Genomic DNA, 22,570 nt, shown 5'->3' on the forward strand with positions numbered 1-22,570 from the left:
CGGTCAACGCTGCGGTGACGACGGACCGCGCACGCGATCGATCGATTCGACAAGGCGCACGAACAGCCCCTGCGGCAGCAGGGCGGGCAGCATGTGGCGCCAGTCCGCGGGCCGGCCGTAGCCGGCACGCATCACGGCGCGGAAGATGCGGTGCGCATCGGCCAGTTCGCGCGCCCAGTAACATTCGTAGCCGCGCTGCAACAGTGCGTCATACATGAGCGTGCGTGCGGCGGGGCCGAGCGTTCGGCGCAGCGCAGGGTCGGCCGCCAGATGCGCCGTCTGCGCGCGCAGGAAGTCGAGCGCGGCACGCGCCTTGTTCTGCGAGGCCTGCCCCTGCCCGTGGAAGAAGTATTTCGCCAGCACTTCCGGTACCCGAACGATGCGGCCGGGGATGGCGATCTTCAGCCACAGCAGGTAGTCCTCGGCATTGCGCAGCCCGGTGTCGAAGCCGCCCGCGGCCTGTATCGCATCGGCGCGCACCATGACGGCGTGGATGGGCCAGCGGCAGCCGGCAAACAGCCGCTGCGCCTTGTCCGGCGTTTCGTAGTCAGGCGGCACGAAGGGCAGGTCGCGTCCGCCACCCAGCCCCACGTTCTGCCAGCCGCAATAGGCGAGCACCGCATCCGGCTGCGCATCGAGCGCCGCGGACAGTTTTTCGAGCAGGGTGGCTTCCCAGCAGTCGTCCGCATCCAGGAAGCAGATGCGCGCGCCGCGCGCGGCGCGCAGCCCGGCATTGCGTGCCGCGCTGACGCCGGAATTCGCCTGGCGGATGCAGCGGATGCGCGCATCGCCCAGCGATTCCACCCAGTCGGCACTGCCGTCGCGCGAGCCATCGTCGATCACCACCAGTTCCCAGTCGCCACAGGTCTGCGCCTGTACCGACGCGATGCTGCGCGGCAGATGGGCGAGCCCGTTGTAGCAGGGCATGATGACGGAAACCGCCGGCTTCATGCTGCACTCCGTCCGGGCAGTGCGCGATCGCCGAAGCGGCGCAGCATTCGCGCCAGCAAGCGGCCGGTACGGGCTTCGTTGCTGCCCAGCGCCACCTTGCGCAGCACGCTGGCTGCGGTGTCGGTATTGAATACGGTGAGCCGGCGCATCTGCAGCGGGTCGCCGTCGCGCAGGGCCCAGCCGGTGCGTGTGGTGATCGCAGCACGGTAGCCTGCCGTGCGCGCGGCCGTGACGCAGCGCGCGTCCCATACGCCATAGGGATAGGCCAGCGTGTCGACGCTCCGCCCGGTCGCTTGTTGCAGCATGTCGCGCGATGCCGACAGTTCATGCGCCAGCCCGGCGTCGTCCAGATCGGTGAGCCGCGGATGCGACACGGTGTGCGAGCCGATGCTCATGCCTGCCGCCGCCATGTGCTGCAGTTCGGACGCCGACAGCAGCCGTCCGTCCGGACGGCCCGGATCGGACCAGGCGGGTACCGCGCCCAGGCTGCCCGACACGATGAACCAGCTCGCGCACTGTCCGCGTCCGACCAGGTCCTCGACCGCATCAAGGTTGTCCACATAGCCGTCGTCGAAGGTGATGGCGACCGTGCGTGCCGGCAGGTCCGCGCCAGCCGCCAGCCGGTCCACGGTGACGGTGTGCCAGCCGTGGTCGCGCAGTGCGTCGAGCTGTTCGCGGAAGCGCGCGCGCGACACGGCCCATGGCCAGGCCGGCTGGCCGCTGTCGCGGCGCACCGAGTGGTACATGAGCGCGACCGGACCCTGATGACCGGCACCGCGCTGCAACCAGGAGGTGAGCGGGTCGGTCATGGCGCTGGACGAGCGCGCCGGACGCCGCGCGGATCAGCGGAACAGTTCATCGCGGATGACTTCAAGCCAGGCATGGCCCCACTTCAGATCGGGTTCGACATGGTTGCCCTCGGCCCATTCGTTCCAGGCTTTCAGGAACACGATGCGCTGATCGGGCTCGTGCTGCTGCACGCGGCGGATCGCTTCGCGCAGGTGGCCGCGGAACAGTTCCGGCGTGGCGTCGTGAAACACGAGACCGCGCTTGCCGCTGCGCGGCGTATTGTCCCAGTTCGGCAGCGCAACCGGGTAATCCAGCCAGTCGGGGCGGTTGCTGCGCAACAGCGAGGGCAGGATGTCCTTGTAATCCCAGATGGTCAGTTCGCTCTTCTGCGCCCGCAGCGCGAGCTTGAGTTTGGTCGACAGATAGCGCCGCGGGATGCGGCCGTCGCGCGCCGGCAGCGCCTGCATGGTGCAGGCATCCAGACCTTTGCTGCGCGGGTCCCAGCGCTCGTTCCGGTGCGATACGCCGACCAGGTGCAGGCCGGGCAGGCCGGCACGCACCGCCCGTTCGCGCCAGAAGTCGGCCACATTCGCCATTTCCGGCACGCTGTCCGGCATGTAGATGAGGAAGATGGGCTTGCCATCGACGGTCAGGTAGCGCGGATCGCGGAAGGCGTGCAGCAGCCAGTCGAAATGCGCGGCGTGGTCGTCCCAGCCGGGATAGACCTGTTCGATCAGCGTTTCGTTGGTGCCGTCCCACACCGTGCTCCAGCTGTGGTTGGCCCAGCACAGACAGAACGGGAAGTCGGGTTTGCCGGACGCGAGGATTTCATTGACCGGACGTTCCAGGATGCGCCGGCCGCCGAACCAGTAGTGGTAATGGCAGAAGCCGGCCAGACCGTACTGTCGCGCCAGTTCGGCCTGGGCCTCGCGCGCCTCCGGCAGGCGCAGGTCGTAGAAGCCGAGATCGGCCGGCACATGCGGCTGGTAATGGCCGGGGAACAGCGGCTTGGCGCGCGCCGTATTGGTCCATTCGGTGAAGCCCTTGCCCCACCACGCGTCATTTTCCGGCGTCGGGTGGAACTGCGGCAGATGGAAGGCGATCAGGCGGGCTGCAGCTGGCATCGAAGGAGTCGTCCGCGTGGTGTTCATCAATATTCGTCCGTGATTCGTATCGGCATCGGCAGGCGCTGTCTTCAGTGCCCCAGGCGCAGCATCCTGCGCCAGCGAAGGGATTCGTCGCCGAAGAAGCGCGGCGGCATGAGCAGGAAACCCGCGCTGTAGACAAGGCCGCCGATGCTCGCCGACGCCATCAGGTACAGCAGCGGCGACGATGTCCGCATGTCGGCGGGCAGCAACCGGTCCGTGCCCCACAGCGCGACCAGCATGAGCGCATTCAGCAGCAGGGCAGGTGCGGCGGTTGCGAACAGTTCGCCCAGACGGGCCCCGACTGCCTTGCGGGCGAGAAGATACATGTGTGACGTGGAATACAACTGACTGACCGCAATGGCGATCGCTACGCCCGCCAGCCCGTGCGACACACCGATCAGGCAGCCGGCGGCAACCAGCGCCCAGGCGGCCGTCTGTACCAGCGCCTCGCGTCCGGCGCGATTGGTGGCGCCCAGCACGGCGCCGGCCGGATGGCCGATGCAGTACAGCAGGCCGAGGGGCGCCAGTATTTCCAGCGGAATGGCGGCTTCGGCCCATTTCGGACCATAAAGGGTGACGATCAATGGCTCGGCCAGCCAGGCCAGGCCCAGATAGAGGGGCAGGGTGTACAGCAGGAGCAGGCTGATCGCCCGGTGGAACAGGTAGCGGATGCGATCCGCGCTGTCCTGTTCGGCCGACATCGAGCGGAAGATGGGCGCGTAGATCTGCGCACTGATGATGTTGAAGGGCAGCTTGGCCAGGCTGTCGCCCTTGTTGAACAGGCCGACCATGACCGGGCCACCCATCTTGGTGACGATGAAGTTGCTGGTCTGGCTGCTCAGATAGCCGACCAGATCATTGCCGGTCATTTTCAGGCCGAAGGCGCTGTGCTGCCGGACGATGGCGGGATCGAACAGCAGGCGGGCACGCAGTGGCGTGAGCCGCGACACGATGAGGGCCGACAGCACGCCGCCCAGCAGGCCGCTGAGCACCAGGCTCCACACGCCCAGGCCGCCCGCTGCCATCGCGATGCTGCTGCAGCCGGCGATGAGGGCGGTGAGCACGCCCAGCCGGGACAGTTCGCGGAAGCGCATGTGGCGCTGCAGCCAGATGTTGTGCAGGTTCTGGAAGGGGCGGATCAGGAAGGTGAGGGCAGACACTCGCAGCAGTTCGCGATACAGCGGCTGTCCGAACCAGTCTGCGAACCATGGGGCGATCAGGAAGAAGGCGACATAGATGGCCACGCCGATGGCGATCTGCGTGGTGAACACCACCTGGAAATCGCGTTCGGCGGCGTCACGCGCCCGGATCAAGGCCTGTCCCAGACCGCCGGATGCGACCAGGCCGACGAAACCGGTGAATATCTGTACCGTCACCAGCATGCCGAAGTCAGCCGGTACCAGCAGGCGTGCAAGCACGATGCCGATCGCGAACTGCAGGCCCTGGCCGGCCAGGGCGCTGCCGACCAGCCATTTCGAGCTGCTGCGTATGGACTGGCCGAGGCTCATCGGCGGTCGTGGCGCGCCGCGACCGGCGCCGCGAGGGGGCATGAGGACATAGGATAAGGGCGTGTGCTGGAAGCCGTGCCCGGTCCGGGCAGCGGACGGCCGCGCGGTGACCGCTGCGGAACGGCCGCGATCATCGCGCGAAACCGGCTTTCAGTGCTGCCCATCCCGTCACGGTCGGCCCGGTGGCAAGCGTGAGCTGATCGAGTGACAGCGGGCGTCCAGCCGGGCAAAGTGCACGCTTTCCTCGTCATTGATTCCGCGCCGGGCGGTTCCGGCAGGTCAAGGAAGCTCGCATGCGAATTGTCCGTTTGCTCCGTTCCGGGGCCGTGATGGCCACCTTCTGCCTTGTGGCTCTCAGTTTCTTCGTCGGCAGCCAGGCGCGGGCTGACGAGACGGTGGAGTGGTCCGAGCAGGATTACGCGCTGTATCCGCCGTTCTGCCGGGTGAAACTCACCAATGGCCCACCCGCGGAAATCGATCGCTGGATCAAGCAGATGGGGCGTGACAACTTCATGCACATCCACCATTACTGCTTCGGGCTGAAGGCCATGGGTCTGGCGTACGCGAGCTATTCGGACAAGAAGGCCCGCAGCTACTACGCACGCTCGGTGGTCACCAACATGAAGTACATCCTGTCGAACACCAGGCCGGATTTCTACATGCGACCCGATGCGTTGATCAGCCTCGGTCGTGGCTACCTGCTCTGGAACGACCCCGGCAAGGCGCGCGGCGCCTTCGAGCAGGCACTCAAGATGAAGCCGGACGCGGTGGATGCGTGGGTGGCACTGAGCGACCTGTTCTACGACAACGGACAGCGCGACGAGGCGCTCAAGGTGCTCGAGGATGCGCGCACCCATGCCGGCGATCATCGCAAGATCATGCTGCGCATCGAACAGATGCAGAAGAAGAAGTAGATCGTCCGGCCCAGGGTGTTCAGCGCGCCAGCAGGCGACGCAAGGCCTGCAGCCAGCCCTCGGCCGGCGCCCGGTTGCCGTCGCCGGTGACGCGTGCGCTGCGCCGGCCCTCCGGCCCGTCGGCGCTCACGTCGGCTGCGAGCCGGTCTTCTGACAGTTTCACGGTAAGCGTCCGTCCCGCCGACTGCACGCGCGCGCCCAGTCCGTCGGCATCCTCCAGCGGCGTGACCTGCGGCGGTGCTCCCGCATCCAGCCCGGCGCGCATCACCACCAGGAAGCGGTCGCGCAGGGCGCCCTGCGCCGGCATCACTTCCAGCCGCCAGGTGCCGGCATCGATATCGCGGGCGTTCCTGGCGACCATGTCCTGAACGGCGCCGTCATCGTCGAAATTGCGCTCGCCGGCGAAGAACTCGAATCCCGGCCCACCTATCGGCAGCAACTGCGCATCGCGCGGGAATACCACTTCGCCCTGCAGTTGCGCGCGGGCGCCCGGCACCGTGTCGGCCGGCCGCTCCAGCGTGAAGCGCCGGCCGTCGATGCGGGGTGCGAGCGCGCCGTGCAGCAGCCAGCGCTTGGTGAATTCCGGCTGTGTCGCTTCGATGTCGTCGTACACCACGAACACATCGCTCCTGCGATCGTGGATGAAGATGCGCCAGGCCTTTTCCACCCGGCGGCTGCGTGCGTGGAACAGGCGGTTTCCGCTGTCCTTGTTGGTATAGGCGGGCGTGATGTCGGCCAGCGCGACCAGCAGGTCGTCGCGGTCATGCACCGCCACCAGCCGGCCGGTGTGGAAGTCCGCGTACTTCGATTCCCAGTCGCCGAGATCCAGTGGCGCGGCACTGAGATCCCAGCCGGACCCGACGCGCCGCTGCCCGCCGTCGTTGGCGATCGGTCGCGGTGGCTTGTCCTTGCGCGCGGGCAGTGGCAGATCGTCGGCCGGATCGGTCACGGTCAGCGTGTTGTGCGCGATGGTCTGGTAGTGGTAGTTCAGGTGATGGTCCTTGCCATAGCCGCAGTAACAGCCGCTGTCCAGCGCCAGCGCCGCCCCCTTGAAAACGGTGAACGCGCCCTGGTCGAGATGACTGTGCGACCAGTAGTTGTCGCCCGCCTTGAACGAAATGAAGGTGGCGTCTTCGCGCCAGCTCGTGCGCGTGAGCACCAGACCCAGACCGTCGGCGACATGGGTGAGCGGCAGGGCGGCGATTGCCGAGGGATCGCGCAGCGTGTCGTCCGGCAGCGGGCCCCAGGGCCATGCGGTTGGACCGATGCGCCGTTCGCGCGGCGCGAACAGCGTGTAGGCCGCCGCGTGCCGGTATTCCAGCGCCAGCGCAATCGCGTCCGGCACATCGCGGCGAGGAAAGCGCCCGTCGCCCCAGCGCTCGGCCGACCCATCCGGACGCAGCCGGTGGATGAGGAAGTCCAGGAAGCCGCGGAGGGCCGGTTCACGCGCGAACAGATCCTCGCCAGTGGCGCTGCGCCACATCGCCGGCAACTGGTAGATGGCCTGGCCAATGCCGATGCCGACATACTCCTGACCCTCGTGCCAGCCGCCGTTGCGCCCGCCGATCTGCCGCCACACCGGCAGCACACGGTTACGCCAGTAATCCTCGGTGAAGGCCATGACGGGGCCGCCGCGCGGGTCGTCCCGGTACAGCGCGATGGCGCAGGCCATGAGTGCCTGGAAGGGCGAGTTGTACAGGTAGACGTTGTACGGCGACATCCTTTCCGTGCGGATCACATGGATCTGGTAGTTGCAGGCGTCGGCCACCTTGTCCAGCATGGCCGGGCGCAGATCCGGCGGAATGCGCTCATGCAGCCAGTCGTAGGCCAGTGCGATCGGCTTGGTCTGTTCGTGACCGCGCCAGGTCGGCTTGAGTGCGAGCAGGCGGGTGGTCAGTGCGCGCATGTCCTGGCTGCCCGGTTGCAGCATTTCCGCGAGGATGACGGCATTCAGATCGCCCTGGCCACCGCGCGCGCGGCTCACGGTGTCCAGGATGAAGCCCGGGTTCTCGCTGCGCAGTCGCGCGATGTCGCGCGCGTCCGGATGGGGCAGCCGGGGGTGTGCGACGCGGAAGGCCGGAATGTCGGCCGGCATCAGTGCCTCTGGCGCGGGCAGCATCGGCGCGGATGCGGAACTGCGCGCGACCGCGGGGGGCGTGCTGGCCAGCATCCAGAGCGCAGCCGGCACGCAGGACAGCAGCGAAAAGGCGATTGCCAGCCATGCGCGTCCGGCCGGCGGCGATGATGCCGCGTGCGAGATCCGGCGCAAGAGCCGTGTCGCCAGCCAGGCGGCGAACAGGGCGACGACGGCGGTGGTGACGTCCGGCACCCGTCCGGGCACCGATTGCTGCAACCACTCCAGTGCGAATGCGAAGCCGGCGCAGAACAGTACGATGATCCGGGGACGACCGATCAGCCCGGCGCTGGCGAGCGCCGCGGACAGGGCGAGATAGGGCCAGGCGCTGTCCAGCAGCACCGCGAGGCCAAGCATCGGATTGTTCAGATGTGCCAGAAAGGGCACCAGATTGAGCGTGCGCATGGGTCCGATGTCGGGCTCAAGCTGGCTCAGCGTTTCCGCGACCATCAGCACCAGCGCAGCCAGCGCGGGGCGCCAGGGCCGCAGATGACGCGGCAACAGCAGCGCCAGCGCCAGACCTGCCACGGTGCCGCTCAGCGCTTCCGCAGATATCTGGCGGCTGATCACGAAAGCCTTGGCGATGAGCACGGCGAGGAAGAAACTCCACAGAGCCGGGCCGATGCGCGCGCCGCGCAGTCGGGCGTCGCGCGCGAGCAGCGCCAGCGCCATCACCTGCAATGCGTAGATCAGCGCATTGACAGGGGTGTACCGGGCCGGATCGGACAGCACGCCCGCCAGCGGCGAAAAGCCGGCGCGCAGCAGGCCGATGTCGAAGGACGGAATGAAAGGGGCGAGCTGGGCTGCCGCCCAGCCCAGCAGCGCGAGCAGGCTGAGGTCGGCCAGTGCGTCGCAACGGAAGTGACGTGCGCGCCAGCCCTGCACGCGAGCGGCCATGCGGTGCTGACGGTTGAACAGCCCGCCCGCCAGCGCGCCGGTGAGGGCGCCCGCCGTATTCAGAAAAAGGTCGGACAGCGCCGGTACGCGCTGCGGCATGTGCGCCTGTGCCCATTCCACGCCCAGGCTCAGCATGCCGCCGAACAGGCCTGCGACGAGCAGCGCGAGCGGCCACGGATGTCGCTGCAGCGCAATCCGCAGGCACACGCCCAGCGGGATGTAGATCAGCGCATTCACCACCAGATCCGGCAACGAGAGGTGGGCGCCGCGCTGGCCCTGCAGCAGCAGTTCCCAGGCATCTGCCTGCGGCATCCAGCCGGAAAAGGGGAACAGGCTGCCGTACAGGATGAGACAGGTGTAGGCCGCCAGGGCCATCATTGCCTGGCGTCGGGAAACTGGGGTCATGAAGGATCGGTCCGGCGCAGGGCCGCTGCTTGTCGGCAAGTTCGGTGCGTGCGTGAATGTCGACTATAGGCCGTGTTCATGGCGACGTTATACCTTCCGGTCCATGCCGGCATGGCTGTCCGGCAACCGGTGCAAGTGGCAGGCGTCACGCGGATGGCGGGAAATCGGCACAGAGCGCGGTGCGACTGTGAGAGATTGTCGCGAGGAGAGGTTATCGACCGATGACGGCGTGGATGGCGATCATTGTTGCTCTGGCGTGGGGGGCGGGCCTGTATGCGTTGCGCCGGGACCTGCGCCTTGCCTGGCGCGAGCCCTGTCTGCGGCGGCCCGTCCTGGTGTTCGAGGGGGACGACTGGGGTTATGGCCCGCTCGACCAGGTCGCGGCGCTGCATGCGCTGACGCGTGTCTTGTCCCGGCATGCCGACGCGCAGGGCCGGCATCCGGTCATGACGCTGGGCATCATCCTGTCCGGGCCGCATCCTGCCCGGCCGGAAGATCTGGAACATGGGCTGGACCTGGACGATCCGGCCCTGGCTCCGGTGCTGGAGGCGATACGGGCGGGTGTGGCGCGGGGCGTGTTTTCGCTGCAGTTGCATGGCATGCAGCACTATCACCCCGCCGTGCTGGAACGCGCCATGCAACAGGATGCCGCCCTGCAGGCGTGGCGCTGGCACCCGCTGCCCTGCACCGAGGACCTGCCGGCACCGCTGCAAAGCCGGTGGACCGATGCCTCGGTACTGCCGTCGCGACCCTTGCCACGGGCCGATGTCGCGCAGCGCGCACGCGCCGAGGTCGAGCTGTTCCAGCGCGTGTTCGGGCGGATTCCAGCGGTTGCCGTGCCACCCACCTTCGTCTGGAACGATGCGGTGGAAGCGGCCTGGGCCGACGCCGGCGTGATTGCCATTGTCACGCCTGGCGAACGCTATGAAAGGCGTGGCGCAGATGGCCTGCCCGAGGATACCGGCCGCTTCTATCGCAACGGTGAGCGCAGCGACGGCGGGCTGGTCGCTCTGGTGAGGGACGACTACTACGAGCCGGTGCGCGGTCACGGCGCCGGGCGCGGACTGGCCGCGCTGGACCGCAAGTGGGCGCAGCGGCGCCCGTTGCTGCTGGAAACCCACCGTGCCAATTTCGTCGGTCGCCATGCCCGGCTGGCGGACAGCCTGGAAGCGCTGGATAGCTTGCTCGAGCAGGCCCTGCGCCGGCGTCCGGACCTCTGCTTCGTGTCGGTCGAGGCACTGGCGCATGCCTATGGCGGCGCCGATGCCGACCGTCTTTTCGACCACCGTCCGTGGCCGCGCGCTCGTGCGCTGCCGGCGCGCTTGCTCACCACCGGCCGTCGCCGAAAGCTGTCGCTTGCGCTTGTCGCCACCACCATCCTGGTCGTGCTGAGCGCTTACATCTGATCCGCACCGATTCACAGTTCTGTCACACTTGCGTCCCCGCAGATGGCGTTCCGGCGCTTCGGAAGCGGCTTCCGCTGTGTTGAAAATTGTGTCTCGACCGAATCTCCCCCTCCTGAAACGGCGTCGCAACGTGCTTTAGTTATCACATGCGTCATGGGCCGCTCGCTCGTGTGACCAGATTCACGCCCAATACGCGGGCATGTCCATATCGTTCGGCCTCAACGCGTGCGACGCATTTGTCGCAAAAACATATTCGGTGGGTTGCACGGCGGTTCCGGTGCAACCGGCAAAAGGGGTTGATTGTGGTCAGACTGTTCAGTCATTACGTACCCTCCGTCACGCTCATGAGACTTGTTGCTGAGGCGGTCCTGCTTCTGATCGCGGGTTTTGGCGCAGCCTGGATCAGTTCCCCGGGCGGCATCGATACGCTGTTGCCTGCGCTGTTGCCCGCATCCGTGTTCGCCCTGCTGATGACCCTGCTCATGAGCGCGCTCGGGCTCTACCAGCGCGAACAGCCGCGCAATCTGCTGGAACTGGTCGGTCGCGTGCTGTTCGCCTTCCTGCTTGGCCTGCCGGTCGCCTACCTCGTGTTCCGCCTCCTGCCACAAGGCAGCGTGGCGATGCCGGCCCTGGACGTGTCCCTCTGTCTCGGCTTCGGCGGCATCCTGCTGCTGCGCGCCGCCTCCTTCGTACAGGCCGATGGTGCCGGCATGTTCGTGCGCCGCATCCTGGTCGTCGGCACCGGTGCCGAGGCGGCGTCGGTCTGGGCCGCGGTATCGAATTCCGCCAGTTCGACCCACACCATTGTCGGTTTCGTGCCGGTCGCCTCGGACAGCTCGATTGACGTGCCGTCCAGCATGGTGCTGCCGGAAGGCAGTTGCGTGATGCAGAAGGCGCGCGAATTCCGCGCCAACGAAATCGTCGTGGCGGTGCGCGAGCGTCGCGGCGGAGTGCTTCCGCTGCGCGAACTGCTGGATTGCAAGCTGGCCGGCGTGACGGTGAACGACCTGTCGAGCTTCTTCGAACGCATGCGCGGCCAGGTCCGCCTGGACACGCTGCGCGCGAGCTGGCTGATCTATGGCGACGGTTTCCGCCAAGGTTTCGCCCGTGCCGCCGTCAAGCGCGTGTTCGACATTGCGGCGGCCAGCGTGCTGCTGGTGCTGACCGCGCCCATCATGCTGCTGACCGCCATCGCCATCGCGATCGAATCCGGATGTCCGGTCATCTATCGCCAGGAGCGTGTCGGCCAGGGTGGCCGCACCTTCAAGGTGCTCAAGTTCCGCAGCATGCGGCTCGACGCCGAAGCCGACGGCAAGCCGCGCTGGGCGGGCAGCAACGACGACCGCATCACCCGCATCGGCCATTTCATCCGTCGCACCCGCATCGACGAGCTGCCGCAGATCTTCAATGTGCTGCATGGCGACATGAGCTTCGTCGGTCCGCGTCCGGAGCGCCCGTATTTCGTCGATCAGCTCACTGACCAGATTCCGTTCTATGCCGCCCGTCACAGCGTGAAGCCGGGTATCACCGGCTGGGCCCAGGTGCGCTACAGCTATGGCGCTTCGGTGGACGACGCGGTGCAGAAGCTGCAGTACGACCTGTACTACGTGAAAAACCACACGCTTTTCCTCGATCTGCTCGTGCTGCTGCAGACCGTGCGCGTGGTGCTGACCGGAGAGGGCGCACGCTGAACGCATCGGTGTGCAGTCCGTCGGACGGGCCGTTGCAGTCCGGTTCGTGACATGTCACCGCATGACGGGTCCGGTCCAGGACCCGTACCTTCTTCCGCTGTGTTCAAATCGCAGGCTTGAAGCGCCTGAAGCACCGAGATGCGACGACGAGCCGGACGGAGGGTCGTGCCCTAGCCGCGCGCCGTCAGCAGTGGCTTGGCGGGCTGCACCGAGCGCCGTCACGTGCATTTTCGACGTGAGTGCCTCCGCTTCCGTGCAAGCAGGTCGTTTCCGGTGGGAATGGTCGCCGCTGTGCCGACAGCCCGATCATTCCCGGTACATGCGGACCTGACGTTTCCTTCGTCGATGGACTTTCTTCCCGCCAGCGTGGCGCTGTATGCGTATTCCGCCGCGGCGTGCGCATTCCTCATCTTCATGCTGCAACTGCTGCTGGGAGCGGGCCAGTCCGCGCGCGCGCGGCTGCTTGCCTGGACCATGGGCGCAGGGGCGGCATGGTGCGGGGGTCAGGCCGTCTTCGCCTGGGCGCCCGGCCGTCTTGCCTGGGCGCTGGCCCATGCGGCCGACGCGCTGCACGCCCTGCTGTTCATGACTTTCATGCTCGCCTGCGTCGTGGACCCGGTCGGGCGACAGCGCGTGCGCGTTCTTCTGCTGCGCGCGCCGTGGCTGTTCAAGGCGGGGCTGTCGGGCGCACTCCTGTCGTCGCTGGCCTACGCGTTGTGCGCATGGCTGCTGCCGGGCAACCGGGACATGCTGGTGTGGTTCACCGGCGCAGGCCTGGCTCTCAGCCTGCTCGGCATCATGATGACCGAACAGTTCTATCGCAACACGCCGCGCGAGTGGCGCTGGGGCGTGAAGCCCATGGCCCTGGGCCTGGCGTTCACGCTCATGTTCGACCTGTTTTTTTTCGCCGAGTCGCTGATGTTCCGCGAGCTCGATTCCAATCTGTGGTCGGTGCGCGGCCTGCTGCATGCGATCGCGATTCCGCTCTTTGCCGCGTCCAGCGCCCGCATACGCGAGTGGTCGATACGCATCAATGTGTCGCGCGAAGCGGTCTTCCACACCTCGGCGCTGCTCATGGTGGGCGCCGCCCTGCTCATCATCGCGCTGGCCGGCTATTACGTGCGCTTCTTCGGGGGGGCCTGGGGGCAGGCCCTGCAGACCGTCGTGCTGGCGAGCGGGGCACTCGGTCTGCTGGCGTCCATCGCGTCCGGCAGCGTGCGGGCGCGCCTGCGCGTATTCGTGAACAAGCACTTCTTCAGCCTGCGCTACGACTACCGCGCCGAGTGGCTCAAGCTCGCGGACACGCTGTACCGCGCATCGAGCGTACCGATGCTGCGCGAGGCGGCGATACGCGTGATGGCGGATCTGGTGGAAAGTCCGGGCGGCATGCTGTGGCTGCGCAACGACAGGGGGCAGTATGCGCCGGCGGCCCGCCTCAATCTGCCGGAACTGGTCGCGGAGGAACCCGCCGACAGCCCGCTGGTGGCGCTTCTGCTGGGGCGCATGTGGGTGGTGAACCTCGAGGAGTATCGTGCCCGCCCCGGCGCCTATGGCAATCTGAGGCTGCCGCAATGGGTGAGCCTCATTCCCGATGCGTGGCTCATCACCCCGCTCGGCAGCGAAGACATGCCGCTCGGCTTCGTCGTGCTGTGCCGGCCGCGAGCGGTGATGGACCTGAACTGGGAAGTGCGCGACCTGCTGAAGACCGCCGGCCGCCAGGTCGCCGGTGTACTCAACCAGACGCAGGCGATGGAGGCCCTGATAGAGGCGAAGAAGTTCGAAGCCTTCTCGAAGATGAGCGCCTTCGTCGTGCACGACCTGAAAAATCTGATCGCACAGTTGTCGCTGCTGCTGCGCAATGCGGAGAAACATCGCGACAATCCCGAGTTCCAGCAGGACATGCTGGAAACGATAGAGCACGCGGTCGGCCGCATGAACAGCATGCTCCTGCAACTGCGTTCCGGCACCCAGCCGATCGAGCAGGCCGCGCCGGTCGCGCTGTCGCCCTTGCTGGAGCGTCTGCATCGCACCCGCTCGCGAGCCGCGGTCCCGCTGCAACTGGAAGTCGAGGACGGCCTGGTCATCCGGGCGCACGAAGACAGGATAGAACGGGTTGTGGGGCATCTTGTGCAGAATGCACTGGATGCCACGCCGCAAAGCGGTAAAGTCAGTATCAGGGCGCGGAGGAATGCCGGCGATGTCGTGGTCGAGGTCGAGGACAGCGGCTGCGGCATGACCGAGGAATTCATCCGCGAGCGCCTGTTCAAGCCCTTCCAGTCCACCAAGGCGAACGGCATGGGCATCGGCGCGTATGAAAGCTTCCGCTACATCCAGGACCTGGGCGGGCGTATCGAAGTAAAGAGTGAACCGGGCAGAGGCAGTCTGTTCCGGCTTGTTTTTCCTCAGCAGACGGCCGACCACGCCGTCACCTGACCGGGAGTCACATGGCTGAAAAGGGTCGCACGCTGCTGATCGTCGAGGACGATCCGGCATTGCAGAAACAGATGCGCTGGAGCTTCGATGGTTACGAGGTGGTGCTCGCCAGCGATCGGGAATCTGCACTGGCGCAGATCCGGCGCCATGAACCGGCGGTGATCACGATGGACCTCGGCCTGCCCCCCGCGCCGGACGATGTGACCGAGGGCATGGCCCTGCTGGGCGACATCATGGCGCTGTCGCCGCAGTCCAAGGTGATCGTGCTGACCGGACAGAATGACCGGGCGAACGCGCTGCGCGCCATAGGCATGGGCGCATACGATTTCTACGCCAAGCCCTTCGAACCTGAACTGCTGGCACTGCTGATCGAGCGCGCTTTCCGCCTGTACGACCTGCAGGCCGAGAACACCCGGCTCGCCAACCAGAACCTCGGTGCGGAAGGCCGTTTCATCACGCGCGATGCCAATATGCTGCGTGTGCTGCGCACGGTCGAAAAGGTATCCGCGACGCGCGCCACCGTGCTGCTGCTCGGCGAGAGCGGCACCGGCAAGGAAGTGCTGGCGAAAACCTTGCACGACCGATCCGAGCGTGCGGGCGAGCGTTTCGTGGCGATCAACTGCGCGGCTATTCCCGACAACCTGCTGGAAAGCGAACTGTTCGGTTACGAGAAGGGGGCCTTCACCGGTGCCACGAAGCAGACGCCGGGCAAGATCGAGGTGGCACACAAGGGGACGCTTTTCCTCGACGAAATCGGCGATCTGCCCGGCCCGCTGCAGGCCAAGCTGCTGCGCTTCCTGCAGGAGCGCGTGATCGAACGCCTGGGCGGGCGTGACGAGATTCCCATCGATGTGCGCGTGGTCTGTGCCACGCACCAGAACCTGCAGGGGCTGATTTCCGAGGGGCGGTTCCGCGAGGATCTCTATTACCGACTGGCGGAAATCGTGGTCACCATCCCGCCGCTGCGCGAGCGCGAGGGTGATGCGGCACTGCTGGCGCATTCCTTTGTCCGCCGCTTCGCCGGCGAACAGGGGCGCGGCTCGCTCACGCTGTCGCGCGAGGCCGTCGGCGCAATAGAGGCGCACAACTGGCCGGGCAATGTGCGCGAACTCGAGAACTGCATGAAGCGCGCGACCATCATGGCGGATGGCAACCAGATATCGGTGGACGACCTGGGGCTGAAACCGGCCAGCGAAAAGACTGCGTTCTTCAATCTGCGTCAGATACGCGAAGAGGCCGAACGCAAGGCGGTGGTGACCGTGCTGGCCAAGGTGGATGGCAATATGGTGAAGGCGGCCGAGCTTCTGGGCATCAGCCGCCCCACCCTTTACGACCTGATGAACCGTTTCGGTCTGCGCTGAAGCGCAGGAGATTCCATGAATTCACGCAATGCACTGAAGGTGACCCGACGGCTCGCCCTGGCCGCGGCGCTCGGGGTCGCCCTGGCGGCCTGCTCGGCCAGGCAGACACCGGAAGAACTGCTGCAGCAGGCGACGGCGGCGATGGAAGCCAAGGATCTGTCCAGCGCAGCCATTCAGTTGAAGAACGCGCTCCAGATCAATCCGGATTTCGCGGCGGCACGCCTCGCGCTGGGAACGGTGTCCTATCGCATGCGCGACATGGCGTCAGCCGAGAAGGAGCTGAATCGTGCGCTGGAACTGGGCGCGTCGAAGGACGAGGCGGTGCCCTTGCTGGCCAGGCTGCTCGCCGAAACCGGCCAGTTCCAGTTGATCACCACGCGCTTTTCCACGACCCGGCTGGATCAACCGGGAAGTCAGGCCATTCTCGATGCCGCGCTCGGATACGCGGATCTCGCCGCGCGCAACACGGAAGCGGCGGGCCGGCACTTCGACAGCGCCATCGCGGTGCTGCCGGAAGAGCCCTTCGTGGTGGTCGGCAAGGCGCGCCAGCTCGCCTATGCCAATCGTTTCGGCGACGCGCGGGCTCTGCTGAAGCCCTTGCTGGTCGACAATCCGGCCAATGCCGAGGCGTGGTTCCTGGACGGGGAAATGCTCAAGCTCGAGGGCAGTTCCGAACAGTCGATCGCGGCCTATCGCAAGGTGGCGTCCCTGCGCCCCGATCTCGTAGCCGCCCGTCGTCTGGTGGTGAGCGCCCTGATCGAGGCGCGTCGCTACGATGACGCGAGGCAGGAACTGGACGCCTTGCGCAAGGCCACGCCACAGGCGCTCGAGGTGGATTATCTGAATGCCTACCTGCTTGCCAGCACGCAGAAGTACGAGGAGGCGCGCGCAAGCGTAGACAAGGTGCTGTCCAAGTCGCCGGACAATCTGCCTGCCCTGTCGCTGGCGGCACTGGTGTCTTTCGAGTTGCAGGCCTATGCGCAGGCGGAACAGTACGCCGAAAAGGTGATTGCACGCGGCGCCGATTCCCTGCTGATGCGCAAGGTGCTGATAGGCAGCTATCTGCGCACCGGACGCGTCGCCAAGGCCCAGCAGTCGCTCGCGCCGGTGCTCAAGGCCAACCCGACTCATCCTGAAGTGCTCGCCCTGGCGGGTCAGGTGCAACTGGCCAGCGGCGAAAGCGAAGCCGCGCTGAAGTCCTTCGAAGGATCGTTGCGCGGACGTCCCGACGACGTGAATGCGTTGTCCCAGGTCGGGCTGGTCCGTCTTGCGAATGGCGATTACGACGGGGGCGTCAAGGCGTTGGAGTCGGCGGCGTCCAGGGACACCGAAGCGCGCGCCGACCTCATGCTGGTGCTGGCCCATCTGCGCAACAGCAAGCCCGACGCAGCGATCGAGGCACTGAATGCGCTGGCCAGGAAGCGACCGGAAGATCCGATTGCCGCCAATCTGCGCGGATCGGCCTATCTGATGAAACGCGACATGCCGGCCGCGCGCGCGGCCTTCGAGCAGGCGCTGAAACTGCAGCCCACCTATTTCCCGGCCGTATCCAATCTGGCGCGTCTCGATGTCGCCGAAGGCAAGGTCGATGCCGCGGGCAAACGCTTCGAGCGCGTGCTGGAACAGGATGCCGATCACCTTGATGCGCTGCTTGCGCTTGCCGGCCTCAAGGCGCAGAAACCCGAGGGTGTGGCGGACGCCGAGCGCCTGCTCGAACGCGCGGTCAAGGCACACCCCAAGGCGCTGCAGCCGCGCGCGGCGCTGGTACAGCTGGCGCGCCTGCGCGGCGACCGGGACAAGGCCATCGCTGCGGCACAGGACGCGGTGAACGCCATGCCGGGCGATGCCCGCATGCTCGAACTGCTTGCCAATCTCCAGGCGGAAGCGGGCAAGCCGGATCAGGTCGAGGCGACATTGCGCAAGGCGGTGGAGGCGGCGCCCAATGACGCGAACCTGCTGAGCCAGCTGGCGGTTGCACTGACGAATGCAGGCAAATGGGGCGAAGCCGAACAGATCGTGCGCAAGGCCATACAGTTGCAGCCTGATGCGCCCAATTTCATGGTGCAGCTCGCAGCCGTCCATGTCGGTCGCAAATCCTTCGCCGACGCAATGCAGGTGGCAACCGACATCCAGAAGAAGTTTCCCAAGCGGTCGGTGGGCTGGATGGTCGCGGGCGATGTGCAACTGGCATCCGGACAGCGGTCTGCCGCGCTGTCGTCGTTCCGCCAGGCCTATGCGCTGGAGCCTTCGGCCGGCGTGCTCATCCGTCTGCTGTCGGTACTTGATCTGGACGGACAGAAGGCCGAGATCGTCCGGCTTGCCGACGCGTGGCAGCAGAAAAATCCGAAGGATGTGGCGGTGCAGATCCATCTGGCCGATACCGATCTGGTGCGGGGCCATTACGAGGCTGCGGTGGCGCGGTATCAGAAAATCAACGCGCTTGCGCCGGACAATGTGCTGGTGCTGAACAATCTGGCCTGGGGTCTGATGAAGCTCAACAATCCTTCGGCGCTGAGCTATGCGGAGCGCGCCTACCGTCGCGCGGGCAACAATCCTGCCGTGCTGGATACCTATGGACAGGTGCTGATCAGTGCCGACAAGAAGGCGGAAGGACTTGCCATGCTGCGCCGTGCGGTGGAAAAGGCGCCGCAGGCGAACGATGTGCGACTGAATCTCGCGCGCGCCCTGGTTCAGGGCGGGTTGAAGGATGAGGCGCGTCCGCATCTCGAAAAACTTGCGGCCTTGGGGCGTAACTATCCCGGCTCGGCGGAAGCCGCCGCGCTGCTGAAATCACTGTGAACATCATCTAACTAGGAGCTCCAGATGGCCACGATTGCCGTCATCGGTCTGGGTTATGTCGGCCTGCCGCTTGCCGTGGAATTCGGCAAGAAGATGCCCACCATAGGTCTGGACATGTCCGAGGCAAAGGTCGCCGCGTATCGCGAATTCGTCGACCCGACCGGCGAGGTGAGCAGCGAGGACCTGCGCGCGGCCACCCAGCTCAAGGTGACCACGGACGGGTCGGCGCTCAAGGACGCCGATTTCATCATCGTCGCGGTGCCGACGCCGGTTGACGACGCGCACCAGCCGGATTTCTCGCCGCTGGTGGGCGCATCCGAAACCTGTGGCAGATACATGAAGCGGGGGACGGTCGTGGTGTTCGAATCCACGGTCTATCCCGGCGCGACCGAAGAGGTGTGCATCCCGGTCATCGAGAAGTTCTCGGGCATGAAATGGCTGCAGGATTTCAATGTCGGCTATTCGCCGGAGCGCATCAATCCGGGCGACAAGGAACGCACCGTCACCAGGATACTGAAGGTGGTGTCGGGCGATACGCCGGACACGCTGAAGAAGGTGTCGGATCTGTACCGGGCGGTCATCACCGCCGGCGTGTACGAAGCATCCAGCATCAAGGTGGCCGAGGCTGCCAAGGTGATCGAGAACACCCAGCGCGACCTGAACATTGCCTTCGTTAACGAACTGGCCATCATCTTCAACAAGCTGGGCATCGATACCGAGGAGGTGCTGCGCGCAGCCGGCACCAAATGGAACTTCCTGCCCTTCCGCCCCGGCCTGGTCGGCGGCCACTGCATCGGTGTCGATCCGTACTACCTGACGCACAAGGCGGACATGGTGGGCTACCACCCGCAGGTCATCCTGGCCGGGCGACGCATCAATGACGGCATGGGCAAGTATGTGGCCGAACAGACGGTGAAGAAGCTGATCCAGAGCGGGGCGTCGGTGAAGGGTGCGAAGGCGCTTGTGCTCGGCCTCACCTTCAAGGAGAACTGTCCCGACCTGCGCAATTCGCGCGTGATTGACGTGATCCGCGAACTGGAAAGCTATGGCGTCGAGGTGATCGTGCACGACCCGGTGGCCGAGTCGGCCGAAGCCGAGCACGAGTACGGGGTGTCGCTGGTGCGCTGGGACGACATCCCGGCAGTGGATGCCATCGTCGCCGCCGTGTCGCACAACGAGTTCAGGGCGCGCCCGCTGTCGGACTATGTCGCCAAGCTGAAGAAGGGTGGCGTACTGTCGGACATCAAGTACCAGTTCGACGCAGCCGCGCTCGAGGCGCACGGCGTCAACGTGTGGCGGCTGTGAACGCGCCGTGACGCATCCTGCCCAGTTGCCCGCCGCTCTGGCGGGCCGGCTCGACGCGCATGCGCGACGCTGGCTGGTGACCGGCGCGGCCGGATTCATCGGTTCGCATCTGGTCGAGGCCTTGCTGCTGTCCGGCCAGCATGTGGTCGGACTGGACAACTTCGCGACCGGGCACCGGCGCAACCTCGATGAAGTGAGGGCTGCCGTCGGTGCGGATGCCGCGTGCCGCTTCACCTTCGTGGAAGGCGATATCCGGGACCTCGCGACCTGTGCCCGCGTGTGTGCCGGCGTGGATGTCGTGCTACACCAGGCTGCGCTCGGCTCGGTGCCGCGTTCGCTGGCGGATCCGCTGGCTTCGCACGATGCCAATGTGAACGGCTTCCTGAACATGTTGCTGGCTGCGCGCGACGCGCAGGTGCGCCGCTTCGTCTATGCCGCATCCAGTTCCACCTATGGCGATTCGCCGTCGCTGCCCAAGGTCGAGGACGTGATAGGCCGGCCGCTGTCGCCCTATGCGGTCACCAAGTACGTGAACGAGCTGTACGCCGACGTGTTCGCGCGCTGCTACGGCATGAGCGTGATCGGCTTGCGCTATTTCAACGTGTTCGGCGCGCGCCAGGATCCGGACGGCGCCTACGCGGCGGTGATTCCGCGCTGGGCGCGCGCGCTGCTGCTGGGCGAAACGGTGCACATCAATGGCGACGGCGAAACCAGTCGCGATTTCTGCTATGTGGACAATGCGGTGCAGGCCAATCTGCTCGCCGGTCTGACCGAGGAAGCCGCTGCCTGCAACACGGTCTACAACGTGGCGGCCTATCGCCAGACCTCGCTGAATCAATTGTTTGCATCCATGCGGGCCGGTCTCGTGACACGCTTCCCGGACATCGCTGCCGCGCAACCGCAGTATCGGGACTTCCGCGCCGGCGACGTCCGGCATTCCCTGGCCGACATCACCCGAGCGCGCACGCTGCTCGGCTATGCGCCCACGCACGATGTAGACCAGGGCCTGGCCGAGGCGATGAACTGGTATGTCGCCCGATTCGCACCGTCCCGCACCGCATCCGTTCCGACATGACCCATCTGCTGCGCCGATTCGCCTGCATTCTGCTGCCCGGTCTATGTACCGCGCTGCCGGCGTTCGCGTCGGACGGCGACAGCACGGTGCGTCGCCTGCTCGCGGAGGCTCAGTCCTTCGAGCACGGCGAGGGCGTGCAGCGAGATCCGGTGAGGGCGGTCGCACTCTATTGTCAGGCGGCCAAACTGGGCGACGCCGATGCGCAATTCAATCTCGCCTGGATGTACGCGAACGGACGCGGCGTCGAGCGCGATGATGCGCTGGCGGCAACCTTCTTCGACCTTGCCGCGCGCCAGGGCCATGAGCACGCGCAGCGCATGTTGCGGTTCACCGGACAGCCCACGCGCGACCTGCCTCCGTGCATGCAGGACCCGCCCGTGCCCGAGCCGGTCCAGGTCGCCGGTATCCCCCCGGATCTGGAAGCGGCATTTGCCACCACCGCCGAACGCAGGCGCGTGATCGAGATCGTCCGGGCGCTGGCGCCGCATTACGATATCGATCCGCATCTGGTGCTGGCGGTGATCGGCACCGAATCCGATTTCAATCCGAATGCGAAGTCGCCGAAGAATGCGCAAGGCCTGATGCAGCTCATTCCGGAGACGGCCGAGCGTTTCAATGTGCGCAACGCCTACGATCCGGAACAGAACATTCGCGGTGGCATGGCTTACCTGCGCTGGCTGCTCGCCTACTTCGAAGGCGACGTGGTGCTTGCCACGGCTGCCTACAACGCCGGTGAGGGCGCAGTCGACAAATACCGTGGCGTGCCGCCCTATCGCGAAACCCGCGAGTACGTGAAGCGTATCCAGGCCCTGTTCGGCAAGACGGAACACCGTTTCGACCAGAGCGTGACGCAGCCCTCGCCGGTGCTGCGCAGCCTGCTTTCGCGCCGTGGTTGATCCGGCCCGACGCCTGATCTGTGCGGCGCTGCTGACCGCCCCCTTCGCGGTCCGCGCCGATCTGCCGGACACCATTGCCCGCATCAAGCCCGCCATCGTGATCGTCGGCACCCATATGCGATCACGCGCGCCCATGTTCGAGCTGAAAGGCAGCGGCTTCGTGATCGGTGACGGCACGCTGGTGGCGACCAATGCGCACGTCGCCAACCAGGTGCTGGACAAGGACAGGCTGGAAACGCTGGCCGTGCTGGCCAGTGTCGGTGGCAGGCAGCAGGTGCGTGAAGCCACCGTGGTGGCCTCCAGCACCGAGCACGATCTGGCCATCCTGCGCATCCAGGGGCCGGCCCTGCCGGCCCTGCCGCTGGGGCGCTCGGAAGCGGTGCGCGAAGGCCAGACCATCGCCTTTACCGGATTTCCGATCGGCAACGTGCTGGGCTTCGTGCCGGTCACCCACCGCGGCATCGTGTCGGCCATCACGCCCATGGTGATCCCGGTCGACCACGTGAGCCAGCTCAATACGGCCAACCGCAACCGTCTGGCGCGCGGTACCTTCAGCGTGTTCCAGCTTGATGCCACCGCCTATCCGGGCAACAGCGGCAGCCCCTTGTTCGATGCGGAAAGCGGTGAGGTGATCGGCGTACTCAATATGGTGCTGGTCAAGGCCGGCAAGGAAAGCGTGCTGTCGCAGCCGAGCGGCATCAGCTACGCGGTCCCGATCGCGCATCTGGCGGCACTGCTCGAATCGGTGCGCTGAGTCGCCGGTCGGGCGCGCGCGGGCCCGCTGCTATACTTCGCGGCATCTATCCGCAGTCCGCTGGCCGTGCCGCGGTGCTGCGCTGCCGTCACCGTACTCCCCGG

The 22,570-nt window shown here is 66.3% G+C and carries 15 protein-coding genes; 10 read left to right on the forward strand and 5 right to left on the reverse strand.

Annotation, left to right across the window (positions count from 1 at the left end):
* Positions 1–3: 3 nt before the first annotated feature.
* The 4 genes from A3Q7_RS0116415 to A3Q7_RS0116430 all read right to left on the reverse strand — a co-directional run bounded on the left by A3Q7_RS0116415 (position 4) and on the right by A3Q7_RS0116430 (position 4,396).
* The gene (locus A3Q7_RS0116415) at positions 4–951 is read right to left on the reverse strand and encodes a glycosyltransferase family 2 protein (protein WP_018412999.1); all 948 of its coding nucleotides are present in this window, start codon (positions 949–951) and stop codon (positions 4–6) included.
* Entirely contained in the window at positions 948–1,760 is an 813-nt protein-coding gene (locus A3Q7_RS0116420; RefSeq protein ID WP_018413000.1) for a polysaccharide deacetylase family protein, read from the reverse strand. Before A3Q7_RS0116420 ends, A3Q7_RS0116415 begins: the two co-directional genes overlap by 4 nt.
* Before the next feature lie 33 nt (positions 1,761–1,793).
* Positions 1,794–2,864, reverse strand: a complete 1,071-nt coding sequence (locus tag A3Q7_RS0116425; RefSeq protein WP_018413001.1) for a glycosyltransferase WbsX family protein — start codon at positions 2,862–2,864, stop codon at positions 1,794–1,796.
* 71 nt (positions 2,865–2,935) lie between these two features.
* On the reverse strand, positions 2,936–4,396 hold the full coding sequence (locus A3Q7_RS0116430; protein ID WP_026224942.1) for a lipopolysaccharide biosynthesis protein: 1,461 nt from the start codon (positions 4,394–4,396) through the stop codon (positions 2,936–2,938).
* Between the two features lie 329 nt (positions 4,397–4,725).
* Between A3Q7_RS0116430 and A3Q7_RS0116435 the strand changes: the two genes are divergently transcribed.
* Positions 4,726–5,310 (forward strand): tetratricopeptide repeat protein, encoded by a 585-nt coding sequence (locus A3Q7_RS0116435; RefSeq protein WP_018413002.1) that lies wholly within the window; start codon positions 4,726–4,728, stop codon positions 5,308–5,310.
* Positions 5,311–5,329: 19 nt separating this feature from the next.
* Here A3Q7_RS0116435 and A3Q7_RS0116440 read toward each other — a convergent pair whose 3' ends face one another.
* Positions 5,330–8,746, reverse strand: coding sequence for a VanZ family protein (locus tag A3Q7_RS0116440; protein WP_198289177.1), 3,417 nt, complete (start codon positions 8,744–8,746; stop codon positions 5,330–5,332).
* A gap of 233 nt (positions 8,747–8,979) precedes the next feature.
* Between A3Q7_RS0116440 and A3Q7_RS20690 the strand changes: the two genes are divergently transcribed.
* From A3Q7_RS20690 to A3Q7_RS0116485, 9 genes are all read left to right on the forward strand, one after another.
* Complete coding sequence (locus A3Q7_RS20690; RefSeq protein ID WP_157278217.1) at positions 8,980–10,152, forward strand: hypothetical protein; 1,173 nt, start codon at positions 8,980–8,982, stop codon at positions 10,150–10,152.
* A gap of 344 nt (positions 10,153–10,496) precedes the next feature.
* Positions 10,497–11,843, forward strand: a complete 1,347-nt coding sequence (locus A3Q7_RS0116450; protein ID WP_018413005.1) for a TIGR03013 family XrtA/PEP-CTERM system glycosyltransferase — start codon at positions 10,497–10,499, stop codon at positions 11,841–11,843.
* A 345-nt stretch (positions 11,844–12,188) separates the two neighbouring features.
* Positions 12,189–14,276 carry an XrtA/PEP-CTERM system histidine kinase PrsK gene (gene prsK / locus A3Q7_RS0116455; RefSeq protein WP_018413006.1) on the forward strand — a complete coding sequence of 696 codons (2,088 nt, stop codon included), beginning with the start codon at positions 12,189–12,191 and terminating at the stop codon, positions 14,274–14,276.
* Positions 14,277–14,287: 11 nt separating this feature from the next.
* Positions 14,288–15,637 (forward strand): PEP-CTERM-box response regulator transcription factor, encoded by a 1,350-nt coding sequence (prsR, locus tag A3Q7_RS0116460; RefSeq protein WP_018413007.1) that lies wholly within the window; start codon positions 14,288–14,290, stop codon positions 15,635–15,637.
* 15 nt (positions 15,638–15,652) lie between these two features.
* Positions 15,653–18,436, forward strand: coding sequence for an XrtA/PEP-CTERM system TPR-repeat protein PrsT (prsT, locus tag A3Q7_RS0116465; protein WP_018413008.1), 2,784 nt, complete (start codon positions 15,653–15,655; stop codon positions 18,434–18,436).
* A 24-nt stretch (positions 18,437–18,460) separates the two neighbouring features.
* Positions 18,461–19,741, forward strand: coding sequence for a nucleotide sugar dehydrogenase (locus tag A3Q7_RS0116470; protein ID WP_018413009.1), 1,281 nt, complete (start codon positions 18,461–18,463; stop codon positions 19,739–19,741).
* Positions 19,742–19,748: 7 nt separating this feature from the next.
* Positions 19,749–20,816 (forward strand): SDR family oxidoreductase, encoded by a 1,068-nt coding sequence (locus A3Q7_RS0116475; protein WP_026224946.1) that lies wholly within the window; start codon positions 19,749–19,751, stop codon positions 20,814–20,816.
* Entirely contained in the window at positions 20,813–21,712 is a 900-nt protein-coding gene (locus A3Q7_RS0116480) for a transglycosylase SLT domain-containing protein (protein WP_018413011.1), read from the forward strand. The genes A3Q7_RS0116475 and A3Q7_RS0116480 overlap by 4 nt, the downstream gene beginning before the upstream one ends.
* Positions 21,705–22,466 carry a S1C family serine protease gene (locus A3Q7_RS0116485; protein WP_018413012.1) on the forward strand — a complete coding sequence of 254 codons (762 nt, stop codon included), beginning with the start codon at positions 21,705–21,707 and terminating at the stop codon, positions 22,464–22,466. Before A3Q7_RS0116480 ends, A3Q7_RS0116485 begins: the two co-directional genes overlap by 8 nt.
* The last annotated feature ends 104 nt before the right edge of the window (positions 22,467–22,570 follow it).

The sequence above is a fragment of the Methyloversatilis thermotolerans genome, assembly GCF_000372885.1.
Taxonomy (GTDB): Bacteria; Pseudomonadota; Gammaproteobacteria; order Burkholderiales; family Rhodocyclaceae; genus Methyloversatilis; species Methyloversatilis thermotolerans.

Bases quoted from the DNA above. Each gene is read 5' to 3' on its own strand.
- prsK (WP_018413006.1), top strand. From the start codon at position 12,189: ATGGACTTTCTTCCCGCCAGCGTGGCGCTGTATGCGTATTCCGCCGCG.
- A3Q7_RS0116415 (WP_018412999.1), bottom strand. From the start codon at position 951: ATGAAGCCGGCGGTTTCCGTCATCATGCCCTGCTACAACGGGCTCGCC.
- prsT (WP_018413008.1), top strand. From the start codon at position 15,653: ATGAATTCACGCAATGCACTGAAGGTGACCCGACGGCTCGCCCTGGCC.
- A3Q7_RS0116450 (WP_018413005.1), top strand. From the start codon at position 10,497: ATGAGACTTGTTGCTGAGGCGGTCCTGCTTCTGATCGCGGGTTTTGGC.
- A3Q7_RS0116430 (WP_026224942.1), bottom strand. From the start codon at position 4,396: ATGAGCCTCGGCCAGTCCATACGCAGCAGCTCGAAATGGCTGGTCGGC.
- A3Q7_RS0116440 (WP_198289177.1), bottom strand. From the start codon at position 8,746: ATGACCCCAGTTTCCCGACGCCAGGCAATGATGGCCCTGGCGGCCTAC.
- A3Q7_RS0116480 (WP_018413011.1), top strand. From the start codon at position 20,813: ATGACCCATCTGCTGCGCCGATTCGCCTGCATTCTGCTGCCCGGTCTA.
- A3Q7_RS0116435 (WP_018413002.1), top strand. From the start codon at position 4,726: ATGGCCACCTTCTGCCTTGTGGCTCTCAGTTTCTTCGTCGGCAGCCAG.
- prsR (WP_018413007.1), top strand. From the start codon at position 14,288: ATGGCTGAAAAGGGTCGCACGCTGCTGATCGTCGAGGACGATCCGGCA.
- A3Q7_RS20690 (WP_157278217.1), top strand. From the start codon at position 8,980: ATGGCGATCATTGTTGCTCTGGCGTGGGGGGCGGGCCTGTATGCGTTG.
- A3Q7_RS0116425 (WP_018413001.1), bottom strand. From the start codon at position 2,864: ATGCCAGCTGCAGCCCGCCTGATCGCCTTCCATCTGCCGCAGTTCCAC.
- A3Q7_RS0116420 (WP_018413000.1), bottom strand. From the start codon at position 1,760: ATGACCGACCCGCTCACCTCCTGGTTGCAGCGCGGTGCCGGTCATCAG.
- A3Q7_RS0116470 (WP_018413009.1), top strand. From the start codon at position 18,461: ATGGCCACGATTGCCGTCATCGGTCTGGGTTATGTCGGCCTGCCGCTT.